The organism is Caballeronia eucalypticola, assembly GCF_047608185.1.
Lineage (GTDB): Bacteria > Pseudomonadota > Gammaproteobacteria > Burkholderiales > Burkholderiaceae > Caballeronia.
This window is the reverse complement of record NZ_JBLKRU010000034.1, coordinates 66,587-89,934: the sequence shown is the minus strand read 5'-3', so window position 1 is coordinate 89,934 and position 23,348 is coordinate 66,587. Positions and strand designations below refer to the sequence as shown.

Sequence of the window (23,348 nt, the reverse complement as noted above, 5' to 3'; positions counted from 1 at the left end):
GGCATGCGCGTGGGACCTATCCTGCACTGGCTGCACACGGCCTCGACCCAGGCGCTGACGTGGTATGGCTCGCACCGCACGCGTGGCCGCGAAGCACTGGACAGCTTCGGCATCCTGCCCTTATTTACCGGGGTCGCGGTGCACGACGGCTGGGTGCCTTACACCTACTACGACTGCGAGCATGCGTTATGCAACGCGCATCATATGCGTGAGTTGATCGGGGTATGGGAATCCACCCAGCAGCCCTGGGCCGAACACATGCTCAAGCTGCTGCGCCAGGCCAAGCGCGAGGTCGATCACAGCATCGCCAGCGGCCATACGAGCTTGAACCACACGCGCACAAACCACTATCAGCGACGCAGCCGCGCCTTGATCAAGCAAGGCCGTAAGCTTAACCCGCAGCAGGCTCGTGACCCGACGCGTCAAGATGTGCGCGGCAGAATCAAACAAAGCGAAGCCTACAATCTGTTGGGCCGGCTCGAGCGTCATGCCAAGCAAGTGTGGCGCTTTATCGCCGACCATCGCGTCCCATTTGACAATAACCAAGCCGAACGCGATATCAGAATGCCCAAGCTCAAACAAAAGGTGTCGGGGTGCTTCCGCACCGCGCGCGGACTTCAGGCGTTTTGCATCATCCGATCGTATCTGGCTACCCTGCGCAAACAACGTCGCCCGCTCATGGCCGCGCTCGCTCTCAGCTTCGCTGGACACGTTCCCTCGCCTTTAGCTGCTGACTAGTTACCTTTGGACAAAGAAATGACGTGCCGCCACGCGCAGTGGCTAATAGTGATAAAGAAAACAGCTAACCTAAGCAGACCACTAACCCCGAAAGCACCAACCCGGCAATGAACCAGACCGCTAACGCCAGAACCCGTGCTACCGGGCATTGACCCCGACCGCTAACGCAAGAACCGACCACCCATAAATCAACCCCGCCCACTATCCCCAAAACCGCCAGACCCTTAAACCCCGTCCACCGGCGCGAGCAAAAAAAACCGGCGAATTAGGCAAAAAAAAGGCCGCTCCAACCTTCGTTGGAAACAGCCTCTTCCATTCAACCCGAAAAACTCATAAGAACAAATCGAGTCTCAAAGATTCAAGCCCGCCGCCGCACGACCAACCCCCAAATAAACAGCAAGACGATAGCGCCGACGATCGAGGCAATCCACCCTGCAGCCTGCCTTCGTGATACCAGCCGAGTGCACGGCCGGCATAGCCTGCTACAAGCGAACCGGCAATGCCCAGCACGATGGTCATGATCCAACCCATGCTGTCGTCGCCTGGTTTGATCGCTCGCGCAATCAGACCAATGATTCCCCCAATAATAATGGTACCGATAATTGAAAACATGAAGATTCCTCCGTTGTGTTAGCGAAAGTTGGCAAATCGCCCGGATTATCCGGGGCGCACGCCGGCGCACATGCGCGCGACACGCCTGCAACAAAAACGGCAGACGGCGTGCAATGTGCCCGTCGAGTAGACCGATCGGCCAGCGTGTGGGCATTTTCGACGATGCCGCGGCTTCTTGCAGGTTAAAATTCGTCGCTTAGGCACTCTGCAACACCCGCGTGCTCCCACACCGTTTCATGCAACTCGAGCTTCTTATTCTCATGACCGATTCAGACTCCGATCTCCAACCCGCCGAAGACACCACGCTCCACGAAGCCCGCCTATGGCGCGACGACGGCTGGACCGCGAAGGTGATCAAGAACGAAGATGACGACGGCTGGGCAGTCGAGATGATCAAGGACGGCGAAGCCGAACCAGCGCTCACCGGTCCCTGGACCATGGGCCGCGACAAAAAGAACCCAAAGCCGCTGGATCCGAACGCGTTCCGCACGCTGATCAAGACGGCGTCCGAAGTATTGCGCCGGCACGAGCAACAGCTTCACGCCATGCTTCACAAGGATTTTACGGTTCGCGCGGACGGCGAGGATGTGACGGTGTCACTGGATATCGTGCCTAATGAGGACGATCCCTACGCAGACCTGAAGGCCCTTGACTCGTTCGGCGCGCTGCTTGCCCACGTGCGAGTGTCCGCGGGATTCAAGCTCACTAAGACGAGCGCGCAGGCCTGGGTGGACAACGACTTCCGCAAGCCTGACTGATCGCGGCGCGCACTGGCACTGGCATTATCAGTAGACGCCGGCCACACCCTCCGGCCGATGTTTAAAGCGACGATGCACCCAGTAATATTGTTCCGGAAAACGCACTATTTGCGATTCCAGGAATTCGTTCATCCGGCGCGCATCGGTTTCATCGCTTGCCGACGGAAAGTCGGCTAGCGGCTCGAAGATCGTCATCTTGTAGCCCTTGTAGTCGGGCAGCACTTCGGTCACAAACGGCACCACGCGCGCGCCGCCAAGCCGCGCCAGTCGCGACACCGAGGTCAACGTGCAGGCCTGTACGCCGAAGAACGGCACGAAGACCGAGTTTTCGATTCCATGATCCATGTCGGCGGCCAGCATGACGGAGCCGCCCTTGCGGAGCAGTTTCAGAATGCGGCGGGCGCTGTCGGCGCGCATGACCATGTCGGCGCCAAAACGGCCTCGCTGTTCGACGGCCAGCGTGTTGAGCCGCTTGCTGGACATCGGCGTATAAAGCGCCGTGATGGGCAGCTTCATGGAGTACAGCATGCAGCCCACTTCAATGGCGACGAAGTGAAAGCCCATGAAAATAGTGGGCTGGGCGTTTTCGTCGTCGAGATCGATACGGCTCTCAAGCTGCACGAGTTTTTCGATAGCGCGAGCCGAGCCGAACCACTGCACGCCGCGCTCGACATAACTGCGCACAACGTGACGAAAATGCGAACGCCCGAGCAGTTCGTATTCAGCGGCGGTCTTTCCGGGGAAGCACAGTTGCAGATTGACCTGCACAATATGTTTGCGACGGCTCGGAATGGAATAAAGCAGTGCGCCGAGGCCGCTGCCGAATCGCGCGACCAGGCCGTATGGCAGGCGAGCGAGCGCGCGGAGCAGCGCTACGACGAGCGCGAAACCGAAATTATTCAAATTTGCCCCTTGAAACGGGCGGCGAAATACGTGTCACGGGCGCCGGGTGAATTTAAACTTCGACGATCGGCATGCGGCCGGATGTCGAAGAGGAGTAACGGCGAAACCCAAGCGCGGCGAGAGTGATTAATCCGAGTGATTAACCCTTCAACCGAAGAACCAAGAGGCGAAAAAGCCGCGGAACAGGCATGTTCCGGAGTATGTCCGACGCTGCCGGAATCTTGAGCGTCGCGGGCAATTCGCGAATCTGCGCGAAGGTAAAAGTCGAAAGTGCCGCCATGATCGCACACACGGACTCCGGCATACAGTTCGACGTCGCTACCCGCTCTTACACGCGCGTATGTCAGCCTCAAAAGCGGCACAATCGTGCGATTTACTTCTGTTTCATACCGGAGACAAGCTGATGCACTTCCTGTTGATTTACGAATTGAGCGCCGATTATCTAGAACGCCGCACAGCGTTTCGTGACCGCCATCTGACGGCGGCGTGGACATCGGCGGAACGTGGGGAGTTGTTGCTGGGCGGGGCGCTGGAGGAACCCGTCGACCGGGCGATCCTGCTGTTCAAGGCGGATTCGCCCGCCGTGGTGGAGGCGTTCGCGCGGGCCGATCCGTATGTGACCGAGGGGTTGGTCACGCGCTGGGAAGTGCGCAAGTGGAATACGGTGGCGGGCGAGGGGGCTACTCAGCCGGTCAAACCGGCGTGAGCGCCCGCGCCCGGCAGCGGTCACGCATGCGGCGCCTCATGACTCGCTAGTGGTTTCTTCATGCGCGTCCTCATCGCGGGCTGCAGCAGGCCTTGGCGCCGCAGCCTTGGTTGAAGCGGAGGCGGACGCCGCAGCCGGGCGGCGAGCGGTGCGAAACAGGCGCGTGAGCGTATCGTCCATTTCCTGCGAGCGCTCGAACAATTCCGCGAGCCAGTCCACGAACGCGCTGACCCTCGGCGCGGCTTGCCGGCTCTTGACGAATGCCACCGATACATTCATCGGCATCGACTTCCATTGCGGCAGCACTTCGCGCAGTTGCCCTGAACGCAGGTACGGTAACGCGGCAATGCGCGGCGGCTGAATCAGCCCGAGTCCTTGCAGGCCGCACGCGAGATACGCGTGCTCGTCGGTGACCTGAACGAACCCCGCCATCTTCACGGTCACCGCTTCGCCATCCACTTCGAAGTCGAAGTCACACGGCCGGCCCGTGCGCGGCGAAACACAATTCACCGCAATATGCTGCGCTAGCTCGTCGAGCGTCTTCGGCGTGCCGTGCGCTTCCAAGTACGCGGGCGTTGCACACGTCACGTGTTCAAAGGTGCCGAGACGCCGCGCGATCAGCCCTGAATCCGGCAATTCGCCAAGTTGCACGCTGCAATCCACGCCTTCGCCAACGAGGTCGACAGCGCGATTGCAGATGCCGATAGACAACTCGATATGCGGATAACGCGCATGGAAATCGGGCAGCGCGGGGACGACCAGCGCGGTGGCGACGGTATCGGGCAACTCGATGCGCAGACGTCCGCGCAGACGCTCGTCGCGGCCGTGAAAGCCCGCTTCCAGGTCGTCGATATCCGCGAGAATGCGCACGCAGCGCTCGTAACACTCGGCCCCTTCGGCCGTGAGATTGAGACGCCGCGTGGTGCGTGCGAGCAGTTGCACGCCGAGCAGCGCCTCGAGTTGTTGAATGGTCGTCGACACGCTTGCACGCGGCATGCCGAGAGATTCGGCGGCGCGTGAGAAGCTGTTGGTATCGACGACGCGGATGAAAACACGCATAGCATGAACGCGATCGGTCACGGGAGTTTTCCTGTAGAAGCGATGATGCGATGACCGGCGGGCGCCTTCGGTTGATGCAGAAGGAATGTCGGCAAGGTTCACACTTTAGGCATCAGGACGGTTCGCGTGAATACACAAAAGTCGCGGATTCTTGCCTGCTTCTCCGGCTAGAGCGTGGGGAACTCGCCGCGCAAACGGCCGCTGTCCGCGCCGCCAATGGCGCTTGCGCTGCTTGCGCCGCTTGGGCCGATTGCACCGGTCACGCCCCCGCCAATCGCCCTGCTCACGAGTCCGCTCATGTCGGAGCCCGACGGCGCTTGATAGAGCCGCAGGCCCATCTCCGGCAGGATAGACAGCAGATGGTCGAACACATCGCCCTGGATGCGTTCATATTGTGTCCATGCGGTGACGGCGGTGAAACAATAGACCTCGACCGGAATGCCTTCCGATTGCGGTTCCATCATGCGTACCATCATCGCCATGTCCTGCCTGATCTCCGGATGCCGCTGCAGATACGCGAGCCCATATGCGCGGAAGGTGCCAATATTTGTTAGCCGCCGCCGGTTCGCCGGTTCGCTCGCGAGCTCACCAAGATTCTTGTTCGCCTGGTCGACTTCAAGCTGTTTTTCTTCCAGGTAGTCGTGCAGCAAACGGAACTGCTTGAGCCGGGCGGTTTCTTCATCGGTGAGAAAACGCACACACGTGGCATCTATTCTTAACGTGCGCTTGATACGCCGCCCACCCGATTCGAACATCTGCCGATAGTTTCTATAACTCTCGGAGAACAACTTGTAGGTGGGCACGGTCGTCACCGTGTTGTCCCAGTTCTGCACCTTCACGGTATGCAGTGCGATGTCTTTCACGAAACCATCGGCGTTGGATTGCGGCATCTCGATCCAGTCGCCAATGCGCAACATGTCATTCGATGTGAGCTGCGTGCTCGCCACCAGCGACAGCAATGTGTCCTTGAACACGAGCAGCAATACGGCCGACAACGCACCGAGCCCGGAGAGCATCCAGAGCGGCGAGCGGTCGATCACAATCGACAGCACCAGCACGCCGCATATCAACGCGAGCGCAAGCTTGCCGATCTGTATGTAGCCTTTGATCGAACGAGTCTGCGCCTGCATGCTGTCCGCGTAGACGTCCTGCCATGCGCTGAGCGCGCCGCCCATCGCGAAGAAGACGCAGACCCACGCGCCCGCGTGCGCGAGCCGCTCGATCACATCTGCCATGTGACCAATGTACGGCACCTCGCCGATACCGATGGCGACCGCCGCGAATGGCACGGCGTACCAAAGCTGGTGATACGCGCGATGCCGGGCAAGCGACTTGTCCCACGCTTCGCGTTCGGTCAGCACGAGCAGCCGGTGCGCGAAATACAGCACGATGCGCGCGACCACCCACTGCGCGAACAGCGCGGCCAATACGAGCATCAGCATGCCGAGCGCGAATTGCGCCCAGTGGTGAGTGGGGTAGTGCTGCTGCACGGTGTCTGCAACAGTGTCTATCAGATCGTCCAGATTCAAGTTCATACGGGCAGTGTGAGACCTAAAAAAGCGAACTTGGCTACGACAAACGAAGCGATCCGTATTGTGCATGAAAGGCGGCGTCGCGCTTTCTCGTTTTCTGTGCCGGGTTCCTGATGCGCTCCATTATGATTACGGCTTCATGCATTTCCGCGCGCGAGCGCAACGCCCATGCGAACCGTCAAGCTGGAACATAACGACGACACCGTACTCGATCCCTCCGATCCCCAACTGGTCATACGCGGCTCCTTGCTGCTGGACGGTCACGAATGCGGCGGCTGGGAACAACGGCGCGACGGCACCTGGATTGCGAGGCTTTCGGCATCTGGCGAGACAATTGTCGCGGCAAGCCGTGAGCAACTCATCGAGCGCCTGACGCTCATTTCTCTCTGACCTTCATCCTTCGCTCATGTATCTGTCGATTCTGGCTGTAGGTATTGGCGGCGCGCTCGGTTCCCTGATTCGATGGGTCCTCGGCCTGCGCCTGAACGCGTTGTTCCCCAATCTCCCGCTCGGGACGCTGGCCGCAAACGTCATCGCGGGCTATGTGATCGGCGTGGCGGTGGCGTGGTTCGCGCGTTTCCCCGGGGTATCGATGGAATGGCGCCTGTTCGTCATTACCGGCTTGATGGGCGGCCTGTCCACCTTCTCGACGTTCTCCGCCGAAGTCGTCGCGCATCTGCAGCAGGGGCGCTACGGCTGGGCGGCGGGCGAGATCGCGATCCACGTGACGGCGTCGGTGGTGATGACCATTTTGGGCATCGCGACGGTTTCGCTTACGCGCTGAAGGCCGCGTGTTGTCGTCGATGCCACCCGTCATTCGGCGTTATGAGGCTGCGGATCTGGACGCAGTTATCGGTGTGTTTTTGCGCTCGGTGCGCGAGGTGGCGTCGCGTGATTACGATGCCGCCCAGATCGCGGCGTGGGCGCAAGTGGACCGCGATGTCTGGTTGCGTCGCCGGCTTGACCGGCTCACGTGGGTCGCTTTAATCGACGGCCTGACGGCGGGTTTCATCGATCTCCAAAGCGATGGGCACATCGACATGTTATTCGTCGATCCTGCCTGCCAGCGCAGGGGCGTGGCGAGCGCGCTGCTCGCTACGGTGGAACACGCGGCGCGTGCGCAGCGGCTCGCGGTCCTCGATACCGACGCCAGCATCACGGCCCGTCCGTTCTTCGAAAAGCACGGTTTCCAGGTTGTCCGCGCGCAAGTGGTGGCGTTGCGTGGCCAGCATTTGACGAATTTTCGGACGATGAAATGGTTGCGCGCTGTATAGACAACTGAACGAAAACATAGCCGATCGATCCCTGAAAAATCCATTTAGGTGTTTTCAGCCCTTGTTTTGGGGGATTTGTTTGTTTAGACTGGTCCGCAACTTGTATAGACAGGACTTGCCATGATCACATTGACCCCCGGCCACCTCACGCTCGCGCACCTGCGCCAGATCGCCTGCGGCTCCGACGCCCTGACACTCGATCCGGCCAGCTTCGCGGCTATTGACGCTTCCGCGCAAACCGTTGCCGATATCGCCGCCAAGGGCGAGCCGGCCTACGGCATCAACACGGGTTTCGGCCGTCTGGCGAGCACCCACATTCCCGCCGATCAGCTCGAACTATTGCAGCGCAACCTGGTGTTGTCGCATGCGGTGGGCGTGGGCGAGCCCATGTCGCGACCGGTCGTGCGTTTGCTGATCGCGTTGAAGGTATCGAGCCTGGGACGCGGGCATTCGGGCATCCGCCGCGAAGTCATCAATGCGCTGATCACCCTTTTCAACGCCGATGTCCTTCCAGTAATTCCGGTGAAAGGTTCTGTCGGCGCTTCGGGCGATCTGGCGCCGCTCGCGCATATGTCGACGGCGTTGCTGGGTATCGGCGAAGTCACCATCCGTGGTGAGCGTGCAAGCGCGCTGGACGGTCTGCGCGTGGCCGGCCTCGAACCGCTGACGTTGCAGGCCAAAGAAGGTCTCGCGCTGCTCAACGGCACGCAGGCTTCGACGGCGCTCGCTCTGTACAACATGTTCGCGATCGAAGACCTGTACCGCACGGGGCTGGTGTCGGGCGCGCTGTCGGTGGATGCCGCGATGGGTTCCGTCGTTCCCTTCGATGCCCGCATTCACTCGCTTCGCGGCCACGCCGGACAGATCGATGCCGCTGCGGCGTATCGCACGTTGCTGGAAGGCTCTGGAATCAACTTGTCCCATCAGGATTGCGACAAGGTGCAGGACCCGTACAGCTTGCGTTGCCAGCCTCAAGTCATGGGCGCGTGCCTCGACCAGATGCGTCACGCAGCGGACGTCCTGCTGATCGAAGCGAACGCTGTATCGGACAATCCGCTGATTTTCCCGGACACCGGCGAAGTGCTGTCGGGCGGTAACTTCCACGCAGAACCCGTTGCATTCGCCGCCGATAACCTCGCTATCGCCGCCTCGGAAATTGGTGCACTCGCCGAGCGCCGGATCGCGCTGCTGATCGATGCAACGCTCTCTGGTTTGCCTCCGTTTCTCGTACGCGATGGCGGCGTGAATTCGGGCTTCATGATCGCGCATGTGACCGCTGCGGCGCTGGCATCGGAGAACAAGACCTACGCACATCCGGCATCGGTTGATTCGTTGCCGACATCGGCGAATCAGGAAGATCACGTCTCCATGGCGACGTTTGCGGCGCGCAAGCTCGGTTATATCGCGGAGAACGTGGCGCATATTCTGGCGATCGAGTTGCTCGCGGCGGCGCAAGGCGTCGACCTGCGCGCGCCGCATCAAACCAGCCCGCGTCTCGCCGAAGTCATGAAGACGCTGCGCTCGGAAGTCGCGCATTACGATCTCGATCATTATTTCGCACCGGATATCGAGGCGATTGCGAAGCAGGTTGTCAGCGGCGAGATCGCGAAACATTCCCCGCTTTCGTTTGCTTCGGAAACACTCACGCACGTTTAACCGGACATCACACGCCCAGCATGAGCACGCCCGCGTATCAGGAAATCAAGGATCACATTCTCACGCGCATTCATGCGGGCGAGTGGAAGGAAGGCGATCAGGTGCCTTCCGAAAACGAACTGGCGCGCGATTTCAAAGTCGCGCGCATGACGGTCAATCGCGCGTTGCGCGAGCTGACCGCCGAGCAGATCCTGACCCGCGTGCAGGGCGCCGGCACGTTCGTGGCGCAGCCGAAATACGCATCGACGCTCGTGGAAATTCGCAGCATCTCCGATGAAATCACGGGGCGTGGCCATGTGCATCGGGCGGAAGTGATGCACTTGGGCGCGTCCGTGCTCGACGAACGTCTCGCGCTGGAGATGCAGCTCACCGAGGGCAGCCCCGTATTTCATTCGCGGGTGCTGCACTTTGAAAACGACTTGCCGATCCAGCTGGAAGAACGCTGGGTTAATCCGGCGCTTGCGCCGGAATACGCGCGCCAGGATTTCACCAAGATCACGCCGAATCAATATCTGATGGTGGCCGCGCCGTTGCAGCGGGTTGAATATCGGATTGAGGCGGCGCTTCCCGATGAAAACACGGGCCTCGCGCTCTCGATGAAAACCGGCAAGCCCTGCCTCATGTTGCATCGGCGGACGTGGTCGCGGGACGCGGTGGCGTCGGTGGCGAACCTCTGGCATCCCGGCGATCGATATCAATTCACGGGCCATTTCTAGGCGCGTCAGTTGTACTTCTATTCGTTCTGGACCTTCCCCAGGTCCGGGTTAATTCTTGTGGAAATCGCAATACGGGGCGCTGTAGCGCCGCTCGTTTTCCAATTTCAGCCGCATTCGTTCGTTTTTTGAGTAATAAATTCCGAATTTCTACCCTCATCTCCACTTAGCCGGCCACTTCCGCTCGATTATTGCGTTCTAAACAATGATGTTTCGCGTAAATAAGGGTTTTCCCTCAAGGTGCTGAAGCATAGACTTCTTACATCCGAAACAAATCGGCAAACGCTTATATCCGCCTGAGATTGTTTCGAGACCACAAACAAAATACCGGAGGTTTCACCATGTTCAAGTCACTTATTCCCGCAGTTGTTATCGTGTCGGCATTGGCAGCTCCGACGTTCGCATTTGCGCAAAGCACTGACAACGGTCCGCTGACACGCGCTGAAGTCAAGGCGCAATTGGTTCAACTGGAAAAGGCGGGATATAACCCGGCTGGCGACCAAGTCAACTATCCGCAGAACATCCAGGCCGCTCAGGCTCGTGTCGATGCTCAAAACGGTCAGGCAGCAACGTCGTATGGTCCTTCGACCAGCGGCACCTCGGCAGCAGGCGTTCGCAGCTCGGCTGCGCCGGCGCAAAACGCTCCCGGTTCGGTGTTCTTCGGTCACTAATCGGATCGAGCTGACGCTGAGAAGTTTGAAGTGGACCTGACTGGATCAGGTTCGGCGCAAGAGTTGATTGAATGACGGTTTGTTCTTTCCTAGTCAGCGCCAAATGAAAAACTCGCCCCCGCTTGATAGCGGCTGGCGAGTTTTTTTGTGCTCGAACAACCGCGGTCACTCCGGCGACTTCGCGCCGCACGCCCGGATCACGAGCTTCACCACTTCCTCAGTCGACGCATCAAACGCTTTCTGCGATAGCGCGCGCTTGCCTTTCAACGCCCGGATCTGCGCGTCGAAATCCGCGTAATGCTGCGTCGTCGCCCAGATCATGAACATCAGCGTCTGCGCGTCGACGGGCGCAAGCAGGCCACGCGAAACCCAACCATCGATCACGATTACCCGCGTTTCAAGCCACGGCTTGACGCGCTCGTTCAAGATGTCCTGCATGTGCACCGCGCCGTGAATGATCTCGCTCGCCCACACCTTCGAGCCGAGCGGGCGACGCCGCGACAATTCCATTTTCGTGCGTACATACCCCCCGATTGCTTCGACAGGGTCATCGCTGGACTCGAAGGTATCGGCGGCGCGATGCCAGTCTTCGAACAGATCCTCGAGCACACGCCGATAAAGTGCCAGCTTCGTCGGAAAGTAGTAATGCAAGTTAGCTTTCGGCAAGCCTGCACGTTCCGCGATCATCGCGGTACTTGCGCCTTCAAGTCCGCGCTCGGCAAATACCGACTCTGCGCACGCTAAAAGATGCGCTTCATTAGTCTCGCGAATGTGTGCCTTGCGTCGCCGCAATGGAGTGGGCGCAACGTCGTTTTTCGCGGCCTCTGCGGTCGCTTCGTCATCTCTCATCGTTTTCCTTGCATGGCGCTGTGCGCCTTCTCCATCTTGGTCGCGCCTCATTCTATGCGCATTGACGCCATCGCTGCATAGCCGCTTGTTCGACTCTTCCAAGGCTCTGCTGCATTGCAATGGCACGCTTCTCGCTATGTTTTTACTCTAATCGGAAACCCCGAAAGACGTTGATTTGCAAATATTAATCGGCTACAACCTGTCCAGTTGGACAGGATTTGCGAGGCGATGAATCGTGACTGAATCACCGCTATGAGACGGTCAACGTGAATGGATCAACATTGCACCGGCGCCGTGCGTCAGCGCCCCACAAGCCGACGCCAATGCACCAGATTCGTATCAGTCAAAACCCTTAGTCGAGCAACTAAGTCGAGCAGTCAAGTCGACACATGCAAGGAGAACGCGAAATGGATGCGGTAACTGATTCAGCGCTGGATACGTCGATCAGAGTCAATGGCAAGCGTCTCTGGGACAGCCTCATGACGATGGCAAAAATTGGCGCGACGCCGAAGGGCGGCGTGTGCCGGCTGGCGCTCACCGACCTCGATCGCGAGGGCCGTGACCTGATCGTCAGTTGGGCGAAGGAAGCGGGTTGCACGGTCAAGGTGGACCAGATGGGCAACGTGTTCATGCGTCGCGCCGGGCGCAACGCAGATGCCGCGCCGGTCATGACGGGTTCGCACGCGGACTCGCAGCCGACAGGCGGCCGCTTCGACGGCATCTACGGCATCCTGGGCGGCATCGAAGTGATTCGCTCGCTCAATGATCGTGGCATCGAGACAGAACATCCGGTGGAAGTCGTGATCTGGACCAACGAGGAAGGCTCGCGTTTTGCGCCTGCTATGGTCGCCTCGGGCGTGTTCGCCGGCGAGTTCACGCTCGACTACGGGTTGTCGCGCAAGGACGTGGACGGCAAGACGATTGGCGAGGAACTCAAGCGGATTGGCTATGCCGGCGATGAGCCATGCGGCGGCCGCAAGCTGCACGCGGCGTTCGAACTGCACATCGAACAAGGGCCGATCCTTGAAGCGGAAAACATGACGATCGGCGTGGTCACCGACGCGCAAGGGCAGCGCTGGTACGAGATCACGCTGACCGGGCAGGAAGCGCATGCGGGTCCTACGCCCATGCCGCGTCGACGCGATGCGTTGCTCGGCGCGTCGCGTGTCGTTGAGCTCGTGAACCGCATCGGGCTCGATCACGCGCCGCTGGCGTGTGCAACTGTCGGCATGATGCAAGTGCATCCGAACTCGCGCAACGTGATTCCTGGCCGCGTATTTTTCACTGTCGATTTCCGTCATCCCGACGACGCGGTGCTCGCGAAAATGGACGCCGCATTGCGTGCTGGCGTGGAGAAAATCGCAAGCGCGTCTGGGCTCGAAACGCAGCTTGAACAGATCTTCTATTACGCGCCTATCGCCTTCGACGCCGCGTGCGTGAAGTCCGTTCGCGCAGCCGCCGGACGCTTTGGTTATGCGCATCGGGACATCGTCTCGGGCGCGGGACACGACGCGTGTTACCTCTCGAGGGTCGCGCCCACGTCGATGGTCTTCGTGCCTTGCGTCGATGGCATTAGTCATAACGAGATCGAGGATGCATCGGAGGAATGGATCGAGGCGGGCGCAAACGTGCTGCTCCACGCCATGCTCGAACGCGCGGGGCGCTAAGCCTGAACGGGCGTAGTCGAAGATCATTCGCTTGGCCTTACCTTGACGAAGGAACGTGTATGACCATGAAGCCCATTGGCGACATTGCATCGAACAGGCTGTCGCAAGAACAATTGTCGTGTCAGTTTTCGGATGTGGCGCCCCTGCTCAATTCCACGGCGGCGGCCGCAGCGTCGAGCCGTTGCCACTATTGCTACGACGCGCCTTGCATCAATGCATGCCCCACAAAAATAGATATTCCCAGCTTCATTCGCAAGATTAGTCACGGCAACATGAAAGGCGCGGCCGTCGACATCCTGTCGGCCAATCCCTTGGGCGGCGCATGCGCACGCGTGTGTCCAACTGAAATTCTCTGCGAAGGCGCTTGCGTCAGAAATAATCAGGATGACAAACCAGTTCAGATCGGTGCGTTGCAACGTCACGCCACCGACTGGGCGATGGCACGCGGCGAGCCGCTCTTCAAACGCGCGGCGGATACCGGACGTCATGTGGCGGTGGTCGGCGCGGGGCCGGCGGGATTGGCGTGTGCGCATCGCCTGGCGCTCGACGGCCACCGGGTTACGCTCTTCGACGCCCGGCCGAAGCCCGGCGGCCTGAATGAATATGGTATTGCGGCGTACAAGGTGGTCGAGGATTTCGCGCAGCGTGAAGTGGAGTGGCTGTATTCGGTGGGTGGGATCGAGGTGAAGAACGACGTGATGCTCGGCCGCGACGTAACGCTGAGCGACTTGCGCAAGCAGCATGACGCCGTGTTCCTTGCCATCGGGCTGGGCGGTGTGCGTGTGCTGGAACTCGAAGGCGAGACGTTTCAAGGCGTGGTCAACGCGGTCGATTTCATCGAACAGGTGCGTCAGGCGGATGCGCTTGCAAACATTCCAGTAGGACGACGCGTGGTGGTGATCGGCGGCGGCAACACAGCCATTGATGCGGCAGTGCAAAGCCGTAAGCTGGGCGCTGAAACGGTGACGATGGTGTATCGACGCGGCGTGGAGAACATGGGCGCCACCTGGGCCGAACAAGAGTTCGCGCAGACCAACGGCGTGACGATCATCACGCACGCGAAGCCGGTGCGTTTAACCGATGCGGGCGGCCAGGTGACGGGTGTTGAGTTCGAAACGCCAGAGGGCGAGCGCTACGTGATTGAAGCCGACATGGTGCTGAAGGCGATTGGGCAAACGCTCGCGCCCGATGGTCTTGCGAACGACATGCTGACGCTCGACGCAAGCCGTATCGCGGTGGATTCGAGCGGCCGTACGACGCTCGACAACGTCTGGGCTGGCGGCGATTGTGCGGCGACCAGCGGCCTCGACCTGACGGTGCAGGCGGTGCAGGACGGCAAGGTTGCGGCCGAATCCATCCATGCGTTCTTCGCGGCAACGGCCATCAAGGCCGCATAAAAACCCACGATAAGGGAGCCAGCTCATGGCCGATCTTCGCAATACGTTTGCCGGTATTAAATCGCCGAATCCTTTTTGGCTCGCATCAGCACCGCCCACCGATAAAGCCTACAACGTCAATCGTGCCTTCGAAGCGGGTTGGGGCGGCGTCGTATGGAAAACGCTGGGCCTCGATCCGCATGTGGTGAACGTGAGTTCACGTTATGGCGCGGTGCAATGGAATGGCCAGCGCATCGCAGGACTGAACAATATTGAACTGATCACCGATCGTCCCCTCGATATCAACCTGAAGGAAATCACCGAGGTCAAGCGCGACTGGCCGGATCGCGCGCTGATCGTCTCGCTAATGGTGCCGTGCAACGAACGCGACTGGAAGTGGATCTTGCCGCTGGTGGAAGACACCGGCTGCGATGGCGTCGAACTGAATTTCGGCTGCCCGCACGGCATGAGCGAGCGCGGCATGGGCGCGGCGGTCGGCCAGGTGCCTGAATATGTGGAGATGGTCACGCGCTGGGTCAAGGAAGGCACGAAGCTGCCGTGCATCGTCAAGCTGACGCCGAACATTAGCGACATCCGCACCAGTTCTCGCGCGGCTTACAAGGGCGGCGCGGACGCGGTGTCGCTGATCAACACCATCAATTCGATTGTCGCGGTCGACCTGGATCTCATGGCGCCCATGCCGACAGTCGACGGCAAGGGTACGCATGGGGGATACTGCGGCCCGGCAGTCAAACCGATCGCGCTGAACATGGTCGCGGAGATTGCCCGCGACGTGGAAACGCCTGACTTGCCGATCTCCGGAATCGGCGGCATTTCGTCATGGCGCGATGCGGCCGAGTTCATGGTGCTGGGCGCAGGCAACGTGCAGGTTTGCACAGCGGCCATGCACTATGGCTTTCGGATTGTGTCCGATCTCGCGGATGGCCTCTCGAACTGGATGGATGAAAAAGGCTATGCCACGCTCAACGATATCCGCGGACGGGCCGTGCAGAATGTGACTGACTGGAAGTACTTGAATCTGAAATACGACATCAAGGCGCGCATCGACCAGGACAAATGCATTGAGTGCGGGCTGTGCCATATCGCTTGCGAAGATACGGCGCATCAGGCGATCATGCGCGAGAAGGACGGCAAGCGGCATTTTGAAGTCATCGACTCCGAATGCGTCGGGTGCAATTTATGCATGCATGTATGTCCCGTCGAGCAATGCATCACGATGGAACGCGTGGATGCCGGCGAATATGCGAACTGGACGACGCATCCGAACAATCCCGCACGCGTGAACGCCGACGTTGAAGAAAACGTGAAGGCCGCCTAGAGTTGAGAACCCGTAGCAAACTAACGATAAAAGTCCCCCCGGCGTCCGACGCCCGACCTGGAATCACAGCCTGATTTACAAGCCTGATCCGCGGGCGCGGACCGTAACGATCTGAGGAGATCAACCTGATGAAGCAGCCAGCGCATTCTGTCGACCCGCAGTTCGCGGCCGGCGCCAGCAGCAGTCTATATAACGACGATCTGGCGCCAACCACGGCCGCGCAACGGACATGGAAGTGGTATCACTTTGCGGCGCTCTGGGTCGGCATGGTGATGAATATTGCGTCGTACATGCTCGCGGCCGGGCTCACGGAAGAGGGCATGTCGCCGTGGCAGGCGGTGCTCACGGTGCTGCTTGGCAACATGATCGTGCTCGTGCCCATGCTGCTGGTCGGGCATGCTGGTGCGAAGCATGGCATTCCCTACGCGGTGCTCGTGCGCTCCTCGTTCGGTACGAAAGGCGCGAGACTGCCCGCGTTGTTGCGCGCGATCGTGGCGTGCGGATGGTATGGCATCCAGACCTGGCTCGGCGGCAGTGCGATCTATACGTTGATCAATATTCTCGTCGGCAATACGACGCACGGCGCACCGTTGCCCTTCCTCGATATCTCGCTCGGTCAGCTCGCGTGTTTTTTGTTTTTCTGGCTGATCCAGGTCTATTTCATCCTGCGTGGCACTGACTCCATTCGCTTCCTTGAAAGCTGGTCCGCGCCGATCAAGATCATCATGTGCCTCGCGCTCGTGTGGTGGGCGACCTCGAAGGCGGGCGGTGTGGGTGCAATGCTCGCGCAGCCATCGCAGTTCGTGGCCGGCGGGAAGAAGGAAGGTTTGTTCTGGGCGACGTTCTGGCCGGGTCTCACGGCCATGGTCGGTTTCTGGGCCACGCTCGCGTTGAACATTCCTGACTTCACGCGTTTTGCGCGCTCGCAGAAAGACCAGATCATCGGGCAATCGATTGGTCTGCCGGCGCCCATGGCGCTGCTGTCCGTGATCTCGGTGGTGGTGACGTCGGCGACGGTGGTGATCTATGGAAAAGCGATATGGGATCCTATCGATCTGACCAGCCGCATGACGGGCATCGGCGTAGGTGTGGCGCTGGTAATCCTGACGCTCGACACCATGAGTTGCAATCTTGCCGCTAACCTCGTGGGTCCGGCGTATGACTTTTCGAGCCTTTGGCCGAAGGGCATTTCGTATCGCGTGGGCGGGATGATCACGGCGATCATCGCTATTGTGATGATGCCGTGGAAGATCCTGGCGACCACGCAAGGCTACATTTTTACGTGGCTCGTGGGGTACTCGGCGCTGCTCGGACCTGTAGCGGGCATCCTCATGGTCGACTACTTTCTTATCCGCGGCACCCGCCTGAATACGCGCGAACTCTTTAACGAGAATGGCGAATACAGCTACACGGGTGGATGGAACATGGCTGCCGTGGTCGCGTTGCTCGTGGGTGTTTTGCCCAACTTGCCCGGTTTCCTGCATACGGCATTTCCGGCTGCGTTTCCGAATGTACCCGCGTTCTTCAACACGCTTTACACCTATGCATGGTTCGTGGGCCTTGCGCTCGCATCGATTGTTTATGGCGCATGGATGAAGATGGGCAAGCGCCCGACGGCGCGCATTGCCAGCGCCTGATTTTCTCTTTGGAGACACAAGATGACGATCCTGATTCGCGGCGGCACGGTGATTGACGCGGACCGTACTTATCGAGCGGATGTGTTGTGCGCAGATCCGGGGGACGGCGGCACGATCCTGCAAATCGGCCTCGATCTCGAGGCTCCGGCGGGGACTGAAACAATCGATGCATCGGGCCAGTATGTGATGCCCGGCGGTATTGATCCGCATACGCACATGGAGCTGCCGTTCATGGGCACCACGGCAAGCGATGACTTCTATACAGGCACGGCGGCAGGGTTGTCGGGCGGCACGACGAGCATTATCGATTTCGTGATTCCCCGCCCTAAGCAACCGTTGATGGCGGCGTTCAACGAGTGGCGCGGCTGGGCGGAGAAGGCTTCCTCCGACTACGGTTTTCATGTGGCGGTGACGTGGTGGGACGAGTCGGTGTACCGCGACATGGGCACGCTTGTGCATGATCATGGCGTGTCCAGTTTCAAGCACTTCATGGCGTATAAAAACGCCATCATGGCCGACGATGAAGTCCTCGTGAACAGCTTTGCGCGATCATTGGAACTGGGCGCATTGCCTACTGTGCATGCCGAGAATGGCGAGCTTGTGTTCCAGCTTCAAAAGCAATTGCTCGCGAAGGGCTTCACTGGACCGGAAGCGCACCCGTTGTCGCGGCCGCCCGAAGTGGAAGGCGAAGCGGCGAATCGCGCGATCAGGATTGCGCAGGTGCTGGGCGTGCCTATCTACATCGTGCATGTGTCTTCCAAAGATGCCGTCGATGTCATCACTCGCGCGCGCAGCGAAGGTCAACGCGTGTTTGCTGAAGTGCTGCCGGGGCATCTGGTGATCGATGAATCGGTCTATAGCGATCCTGACTGGACGAGGGCCGCCGCGCACGTGATGAGCCCGCCGTTCCGTACCGCGGAGCATCGGGAGGCGTTGTGGCGTGGTCTGCAATCGGGGCAGCTGCACACCACGGCAACTGACCACTGCGTATTTTGTGCGTCGCAGAAAGCCATGGGCCGCGAGGACTTCACGCGCATTCCCAACGGTTGCGGCGGGGTGGAAGATCGCATGTCGATCCTCTGGCACCATGGCGTGAACAAGGGGCGCTTGACGCCGAATGAGTTCGTGCGCGTGACCTCCACCAATGCTGCGCAGATTTTTAACCTGTTCCCGCGCAAGGGTGCGGTCCAGGTGGGAGCGGATGCCGACCTCGTTGTGTGGGACCCGGCGGCGACGCGGACGATCTCGGTCAAGACCCATCACCAGAAGGTGGATTTCAACGTGTTCGAAGGTATGACCGTGCAGGGCGTGGCGACGCACACGCTCACGCGTGGCGCACATGCATGGGCAGACGGCGACCTGCGCGCGGTGCGAGGCGCGGGGCAATATTTGAAGCGCCCGCCGAACGGCGCTTACTTCGATGCCACCCGGATTGCGAACGAGTTGAAGGAGCCGCATCCGATCCATCGTGCGGGTGACAAGGTCGTGAAGGCGGCTTGAGATAGTAGGTAGTGTTGCAACGAACCGGCGCTTGAGGCGCCGGTTTTTTTAGACCGTCGCTTCGTCGCGTGTAATGACCTTCGCTTCCCGGCAAGCTCCGATCTTCTCCACAACATGCGCAGCGTCCCGTGCGACGCCTGAGAAGCGGCCCGATCCCCATGTGTGCAGCCACGGCAACCCGACGAAGTAGAGCCCGTCCTGCGGGGTCAGGCCACGCGTGTGTGAGGGATAACCGCGGCCGTTGAAAATGGGCGCGTCGAGCCAACTGAAGTCCGGCGTGAAGCCAATGCACCACACAATCGACCCTATTCCGCTCGCTTCCAGATGGAGCGTCGTGCGTTCCTCCGCGGGTGACCACACGGGTTCATAGCGCGATCCGGGCGGAGCCTCGATGCCATGCCTTTCGATGTACGCATCGATGCCCGCGTTGATGCCGTTGAAAGTCTTGTCGGCGCTATCGAGATTCTCAATCAGGTTGGGCGCGAAATGCAGCACGCCGTCTTGCAGGTCCTGAAGCCGGCCGTACAGTTCCATGCCTTCAGCCGCGAACTTGCGCAGATCAATATCGCGGCCACCATCACGGCCGGTCACATAATGATTGGTGTTGTCGCGGACGCCTTCACGCAGCGGATGCTGGTCGACGGGCATGTCGTAGTACTTCATGTCGGCGAGCCAGTCGACCACATCGCGACCCCGGTAAAAGCGAGCACAGCGTGGCGCTTCGCCCACCGCGAGGACAACCTTGCGGCCGGCCAGATGCAGGTCTTCCGCGATCTGCGCGCCCGATTGTCCCGACCCTACGACCAGCACCGCGCCCTCAGGCAAAGCCTGCGGGTTGCGATATTCCGACGATTGAATTTGTTTGATTGAACGCGGCAAGCGCTCAGCCATGCGCGGCACGACAGGCGTGTGATACCCGCCCGATGCAACCACGACCTGGTCCGCCGTGAACTGCCCCTGGCTCGTGGAAACACTGAAACCGCCTTCGCTGTTTCGCGCGACCCGCTGCACTTCCGCGTGCTCGATCACGGGGGCATCGACGGTCCTGATGAAGCCATCGAGATACTCGATGATCTCGTCCTTCTTCATGAAACCGTGCGGATCGTCGCCCGTATAAGGGTAGCCGGGCAGCGCGCATTGCCAGTTCGGTGTGACGAGGCAGAATGCATCCCAGCGTTGCGTGCGCCATGTATGCGTGACGGTGTTTTTCTCCAGCACGAGATGATCGATCCCTGCTTGCTTCAGGTAGTAGCTGACCGACAATCCTGCCTGACCGCCGCCTACTACGATAACGCTGGTGTGCGTTGTGTTGCCCGATGTTGTCGACATGATTCGTCCTTTCGGAAAGAGTGCGCTCAGACGAGCGCGATGACCTTGACCTTCGCGTCCGGCTCACCTGTAAATCGTTCGGCTTCCCCTTCAATCTTCGCTAGCTGATCCATTGCCGCCGAGCATGCAAAACCGTACTTTTCGCGTACGCGTTCAGAGGCGATGTTGAGCGCTTCACGGGCGCGCGAGACGAAGTCATCGACAGGATAATCTTCTCCAGGCGTAAAGAAATCGCTGACCACTTGCGAGGGCGAATAACAATTTTCTTCGCGGTTATCGGGCCACTGGATTCGAAAATGCATGACCGGCATGACGGGTTCCTAAAGTGTTGGAAGAGAGCGGCTTGCAAGCAAGGCGCCATAAATGTCGAGATGTTTTCGTGCCGATGCCTGCCAGCTCATGCGATCGAGCAGCGCGGGTACAGCGTGATTGAAATCGGTTCGATGACGGCCGTCGATCACACGTTCGAGCGCGGAAGCTACCGAGGCGGGATCGGTGGGCGCGGCCCAGCAGCACAGCGAGTCATCGAGATATTCAGTGAACGGGGCGATGTTCGACGCCACGACCGGCGTGCCGCATGCAAGCGCTTCCAGTACGACCAGACCGAAACCTTCTCGCAGAGAGACCATGGCGAGGACATCGGCGCAACGAAAAAGTGCGGGCATGTCGGCGTCATCGAGCGGGCCGGTGATGACTACTTTTTCCATGAGGCCATACTCGCTCACGCGTTCCATGAAGGCACGCGCGTAAGCGTCATGATCGAGCAGGCTTGCACCACCCGCGATAATCAAGCGCGCATGGGGATGACGTTTGGTCAGCGCCGCGAATGCATCAAGCAGGCCAAGCGTGTTCTTGCGCGCTTCAACGCCACCGACTGCGAGCACAATCGGTCCGCTGCCATCATCGATACCAAGACGCTGCCGCAATCGTTCATCGTGAGGCGTGCGCTGCGTCGAATAGCGTGTCAGGTCGACGCCGTTCGGCACTGTCGCCGCTTCTATGTCATAGGTATCGCGCATCTCACGCGTCCACATTTCACTGACGCACAGCACGTGGTCCGCGTCGCGCCACGCTCGCGTTTGCCACGCGGCGAGGCGCGGGTTGTCGAAGTGATCCAGGTGATGCACTGTCCGCACAAAGCCTGCTATTCCACCTTCCGCCGTTAGCTCGGCAAGCGCGTTTCCACTGATGCTGTCCTGCGCGTGCAGCACGTCGAAGCTGCGTGGATCGCAGGCTTTGACGCTGGCCTTCAGCGCGCGAATGCGCGCGTCGACCATGGCAACGGTGTTGTGTTGTAACCCTGCGATGGCCGCAAGAATCACCCGGCATGGCGGCTCCCGGAAGAGCGTTTCTCCGGCAGCAGCCGGCGCGAAAAGAGTCACCTCATGGCCTTCGTCAACCAGCGCGCTGGCGAGTTCGAGCGCATGCACCACACCGCCGCGCGGATTGACCGAATGCGTGGTGAGGGCAATTCGCATCGCCGTGGGTGTCATGACCGGCTCCCTTATCTTCCAACGATGAACGCGTCATCGTTGAAGTTCCAAAGCTCAGCCGATTCATCTCCTTCATGCAGCACCACTTTGCGCGACGCATCGACCGTGCCGATCACCGCACACGCGAGCTCACGTTCAACAAACAACTGCTCTACCCGAGCCGCGTGTTCCTCGCGCACGGACATCACGAATCCAAAACTGGGGAACGCGCTTAACCAGCGCAGCCGGTCGTGTCCGGGCGGCGAGGGCAGGCGCGAAAGATCGATGCTTGCACCTGCGCCAGAGCATTCGAGCAGCATCAGTGTGGTGCCCAGTGAGCCGGCCATGCTGATGTCCTTGGCGGCATCGCAGAGACCGCTCTCGGCGAGCATGGGCAGTAATTCGAGGTCGGCTCGCAGACGTGCGGCCGGCGCGCCAACCGATGCATTCCAGAACGGATACGGATCTTCGAACGCGCCGCGCAGATCGACTGCCATCATCAGGCGGTCGCCAGGACGCGCATTGAAACTCGACAGCAATCTGTTCGCGCGCCCAAGAATTGATACTGCCAGTTGGGCCTGATCGCTGCGCGTATTGCTATGACCGCCGACGATCGGCACGCCGTATACGGACGATGCCGCCGCCATGCCCGCAAGCACGTCTTCGGCTGCGCCCAAGCCGTTGCTCCATAGGGCGTCGACTACAGCGATCGGGCGTCCGCCCATCGCGTAGATATCGCTGACGTTGACCATTACGCTGCTATAGCCCGCGAACCAGGGCATGTCGCGCACGAAGTCGCTGACCAGGCCTTCGATGGCGAAGAGTAAGTAGCCGTCTTTGTCGACAATGGCCGCGCAGTCGTCGCCGATGGCGACCGAGTCGCTTGAGGCGTTACTCGGGACGAACCGGGCGAGGGACGACATCACGCCTGCAATATCCGTCTTGTGGCGAAAGCCGCGCGTTTCCCTGAGTGCGGCGACGAGGTCCGTCAACGTCATGATGCCTTCCGCGCGGACGAATATTGCGTCATGAAACCGCTTTGCGGTGTCACGCAAGGCGGGTAGAACGCAAGGTCCGCCTGCATCAGATGATGCGGCCGGCCATGCATGAGTTCTTCGGAGAGCGTGGTCCAGTGCAACGCATGAAACAGCGCGGCGTTCTGGCTCTGAACATGCGCGAGGAAGGTCGTGCAGCCAAGCGCATGCGCGCTGCTGACCGCCAGCTTGATCAGGGTTGCGCCAATCTTGCCGTGGCGCCGAAACGCGGCATGCACCGCGAGGCGCGAGCCGGTCCAGACGCCCGGCGCGTCTTCATGAATGCGTACCGTACCAACGACCTGCTCAGGCATCCCGCCGATACAACTTACCGCGACGATCAACTGCGCGCGCTCATCGATTTCATCGCGGTCATCCCCGATAAAAATTCCTTGCTCGATGCAGAACACCGCGCGCCGCAGCTTATACGCTTCGTTCGCTTCCCACGGCAGCGTGATCCACTTGATCGCGTAGCTGGCGGGCGTATAAAGCGCTGCAAGATCTTCGGTATCGGCGAGCATGA

At 60.0% G+C, this 23,348-nt stretch carries 23 protein-coding genes and 1 pseudogene; 14 read left to right on the top strand and 10 right to left on the bottom strand.

Annotated elements, in window-relative coordinates; translation table 11 throughout:
• Positions 1-738: IS66 family transposase (locus ACMX25_RS29710; protein ID WP_414953521.1), on the top strand; the 738-nt coding region annotated here is incomplete at its 5' end.
• Positions 739-1,096: 358 nt separating this feature from the next.
• Here ACMX25_RS29710 and ACMX25_RS29705 read toward each other — a convergent pair.
• Positions 1,097-1,350, bottom strand: a pseudogene (locus tag ACMX25_RS29705) (GlsB/YeaQ/YmgE family stress response membrane protein).
• A gap of 260 nt (positions 1,351-1,610) precedes the next feature.
• On the opposite strand from ACMX25_RS29705, the gene ACMX25_RS29700 reads away from it, so the two are divergent.
• On the top strand, positions 1,611-2,108 hold the full coding sequence (locus tag ACMX25_RS29700) for a hypothetical protein (RefSeq protein WP_414953520.1): 498 nt from the start codon (positions 1,611-1,613) through the stop codon (positions 2,106-2,108).
• Positions 2,109-2,135: 27 nt separating this feature from the next.
• Here the strand turns inward: ACMX25_RS29700 and ACMX25_RS29695 are convergent, their stop codons facing one another.
• On the bottom strand, positions 2,136-3,011 hold the full coding sequence (locus ACMX25_RS29695; protein ID WP_414953519.1) for a lipid A biosynthesis lauroyl acyltransferase: 876 nt from the start codon (positions 3,009-3,011) through the stop codon (positions 2,136-2,138).
• Positions 3,012-3,414: 403 nt separating this feature from the next.
• Between ACMX25_RS29695 and ACMX25_RS29690 the strand changes: the two genes are divergently transcribed.
• Entirely contained in the window at positions 3,415-3,717 is a 303-nt protein-coding gene (locus ACMX25_RS29690; protein WP_414953518.1) for a YciI-like protein, read from the top strand.
• Positions 3,718-3,753: 36 nt separating this feature from the next.
• Here ACMX25_RS29690 and ACMX25_RS29685 read toward each other — a convergent pair whose 3' ends face one another.
• Both ACMX25_RS29685 and ACMX25_RS29680 read right to left on the bottom strand, forming a co-directional pair.
• Positions 3,754-4,797 carry a LysR family transcriptional regulator gene (locus ACMX25_RS29685; protein ID WP_414953517.1) on the bottom strand — a complete coding sequence of 348 codons (1,044 nt, stop codon included), beginning with the start codon at positions 4,795-4,797 and terminating at the stop codon, positions 3,754-3,756.
• Between the two features lie 146 nt (positions 4,798-4,943).
• Positions 4,944-6,311, bottom strand: a complete 1,368-nt coding sequence (locus ACMX25_RS29680) for a mechanosensitive ion channel family protein (RefSeq protein WP_414953516.1) — start codon at positions 6,309-6,311, stop codon at positions 4,944-4,946.
• A gap of 165 nt (positions 6,312-6,476) precedes the next feature.
• Here ACMX25_RS29680 and ACMX25_RS29675 point away from each other — a divergent pair, with 165 nt between their 5' ends.
• The 6 genes from ACMX25_RS29675 to ACMX25_RS29650 all read left to right on the top strand — a co-directional run bounded on the left by ACMX25_RS29675 (position 6,477) and on the right by ACMX25_RS29650 (position 10,622).
• Complete coding sequence (locus ACMX25_RS29675; protein ID WP_414953515.1) at positions 6,477-6,698, top strand: hypothetical protein; 222 nt, start codon at positions 6,477-6,479, stop codon at positions 6,696-6,698.
• A 16-nt stretch (positions 6,699-6,714) separates the two neighbouring features.
• Positions 6,715-7,092, top strand: coding sequence for a fluoride efflux transporter CrcB (gene crcB / locus ACMX25_RS29670; RefSeq protein WP_414953514.1), 378 nt, complete (start codon positions 6,715-6,717; stop codon positions 7,090-7,092).
• 19 nt (positions 7,093-7,111) lie between these two features.
• A complete protein-coding gene (locus ACMX25_RS29665) occupies positions 7,112-7,582 on the top strand; it encodes a GNAT family N-acetyltransferase (RefSeq protein ID WP_414953513.1) in 471 nt (156 codons plus the stop codon).
• 120 nt (positions 7,583-7,702) lie between these two features.
• Positions 7,703-9,238, top strand: a complete 1,536-nt coding sequence (gene hutH / locus ACMX25_RS29660; protein WP_414953512.1) for a histidine ammonia-lyase — start codon at positions 7,703-7,705, stop codon at positions 9,236-9,238.
• Between the two features lie 20 nt (positions 9,239-9,258).
• Complete coding sequence (hutC, locus tag ACMX25_RS29655; RefSeq protein ID WP_414953511.1) at positions 9,259-9,954, top strand: histidine utilization repressor; 696 nt, start codon at positions 9,259-9,261, stop codon at positions 9,952-9,954.
• 338 nt (positions 9,955-10,292) lie between these two features.
• On the top strand, positions 10,293-10,622 hold the full coding sequence (locus ACMX25_RS29650) for a DUF4148 domain-containing protein (RefSeq protein WP_414953510.1): 330 nt from the start codon (positions 10,293-10,295) through the stop codon (positions 10,620-10,622).
• A gap of 165 nt (positions 10,623-10,787) precedes the next feature.
• Here ACMX25_RS29650 and ACMX25_RS29645 read toward each other — a convergent pair whose 3' ends face one another.
• A complete protein-coding gene (locus tag ACMX25_RS29645; RefSeq protein ID WP_414953509.1) occupies positions 10,788-11,522 on the bottom strand; it encodes a TetR/AcrR family transcriptional regulator in 735 nt (244 codons plus the stop codon).
• Positions 11,523-11,878: 356 nt separating this feature from the next.
• On the opposite strand from ACMX25_RS29645, the gene ACMX25_RS29640 reads away from it, so the two are divergent.
• The 5 genes from ACMX25_RS29640 to hydA all read left to right on the top strand — a co-directional run bounded on the left by ACMX25_RS29640 (position 11,879) and on the right by hydA (position 18,990).
• On the top strand, positions 11,879-13,138 hold the full coding sequence (locus tag ACMX25_RS29640; RefSeq protein WP_414953508.1) for a Zn-dependent hydrolase: 1,260 nt from the start codon (positions 11,879-11,881) through the stop codon (positions 13,136-13,138).
• 59 nt (positions 13,139-13,197) lie between these two features.
• Entirely contained in the window at positions 13,198-14,535 is a 1,338-nt protein-coding gene (locus ACMX25_RS29635; protein WP_414953507.1) for an NAD(P)-dependent oxidoreductase, read from the top strand.
• Positions 14,536-14,560: 25 nt separating this feature from the next.
• Positions 14,561-15,853 carry an NAD-dependent dihydropyrimidine dehydrogenase subunit PreA gene (preA, locus tag ACMX25_RS29630; RefSeq protein WP_414953506.1) on the top strand — a complete coding sequence of 431 codons (1,293 nt, stop codon included), beginning with the start codon at positions 14,561-14,563 and terminating at the stop codon, positions 15,851-15,853.
• Positions 15,854-15,981: 128 nt separating this feature from the next.
• Positions 15,982-17,490, top strand: coding sequence for an NCS1 family nucleobase:cation symporter-1 (locus tag ACMX25_RS29625; RefSeq protein WP_414953505.1), 1,509 nt, complete (start codon positions 15,982-15,984; stop codon positions 17,488-17,490).
• Between the two features lie 21 nt (positions 17,491-17,511).
• Positions 17,512-18,990 (top strand): dihydropyrimidinase, encoded by a 1,479-nt coding sequence (gene hydA, locus ACMX25_RS29620; protein ID WP_414953504.1) that lies wholly within the window; start codon positions 17,512-17,514, stop codon positions 18,988-18,990.
• A gap of 48 nt (positions 18,991-19,038) precedes the next feature.
• Here the strand turns inward: hydA and ACMX25_RS29615 are convergent, their stop codons facing one another.
• The 5 genes from ACMX25_RS29615 to ACMX25_RS29595 are packed head-to-tail and all read right to left on the bottom strand — an operon-like array spanning position 19,039 to position 23,346.
• A complete protein-coding gene (locus ACMX25_RS29615) occupies positions 19,039-20,319 on the bottom strand; it encodes an MSMEG_0569 family flavin-dependent oxidoreductase (RefSeq protein ID WP_414953503.1) in 1,281 nt (426 codons plus the stop codon).
• A gap of 26 nt (positions 20,320-20,345) precedes the next feature.
• Positions 20,346-20,630, bottom strand: coding sequence for an MSMEG_0570 family nitrogen starvation response protein (locus ACMX25_RS29610; RefSeq protein WP_414953502.1), 285 nt, complete (start codon positions 20,628-20,630; stop codon positions 20,346-20,348).
• Between the two features lie 9 nt (positions 20,631-20,639).
• Complete coding sequence (locus ACMX25_RS29605; RefSeq protein WP_414953501.1) at positions 20,640-21,812, bottom strand: MSMEG_0565 family glycosyltransferase; 1,173 nt, start codon at positions 21,810-21,812, stop codon at positions 20,640-20,642.
• 11 nt (positions 21,813-21,823) lie between these two features.
• Positions 21,824-22,789, bottom strand: a complete 966-nt coding sequence (locus ACMX25_RS29600) for a sll0787 family AIR synthase-like protein (RefSeq protein WP_414953500.1) — start codon at positions 22,787-22,789, stop codon at positions 21,824-21,826.
• The gene (locus tag ACMX25_RS29595; protein ID WP_414953499.1) at positions 22,786-23,346 is read right to left on the bottom strand and encodes an MSMEG_0567/Sll0786 family nitrogen starvation N-acetyltransferase; all 561 of its coding nucleotides are present in this window, start codon (positions 23,344-23,346) and stop codon (positions 22,786-22,788) included. Before ACMX25_RS29595 ends, ACMX25_RS29600 begins: the two co-directional genes overlap by 4 nt.
• Positions 23,347-23,348: the final 2 nt, after the last annotated feature.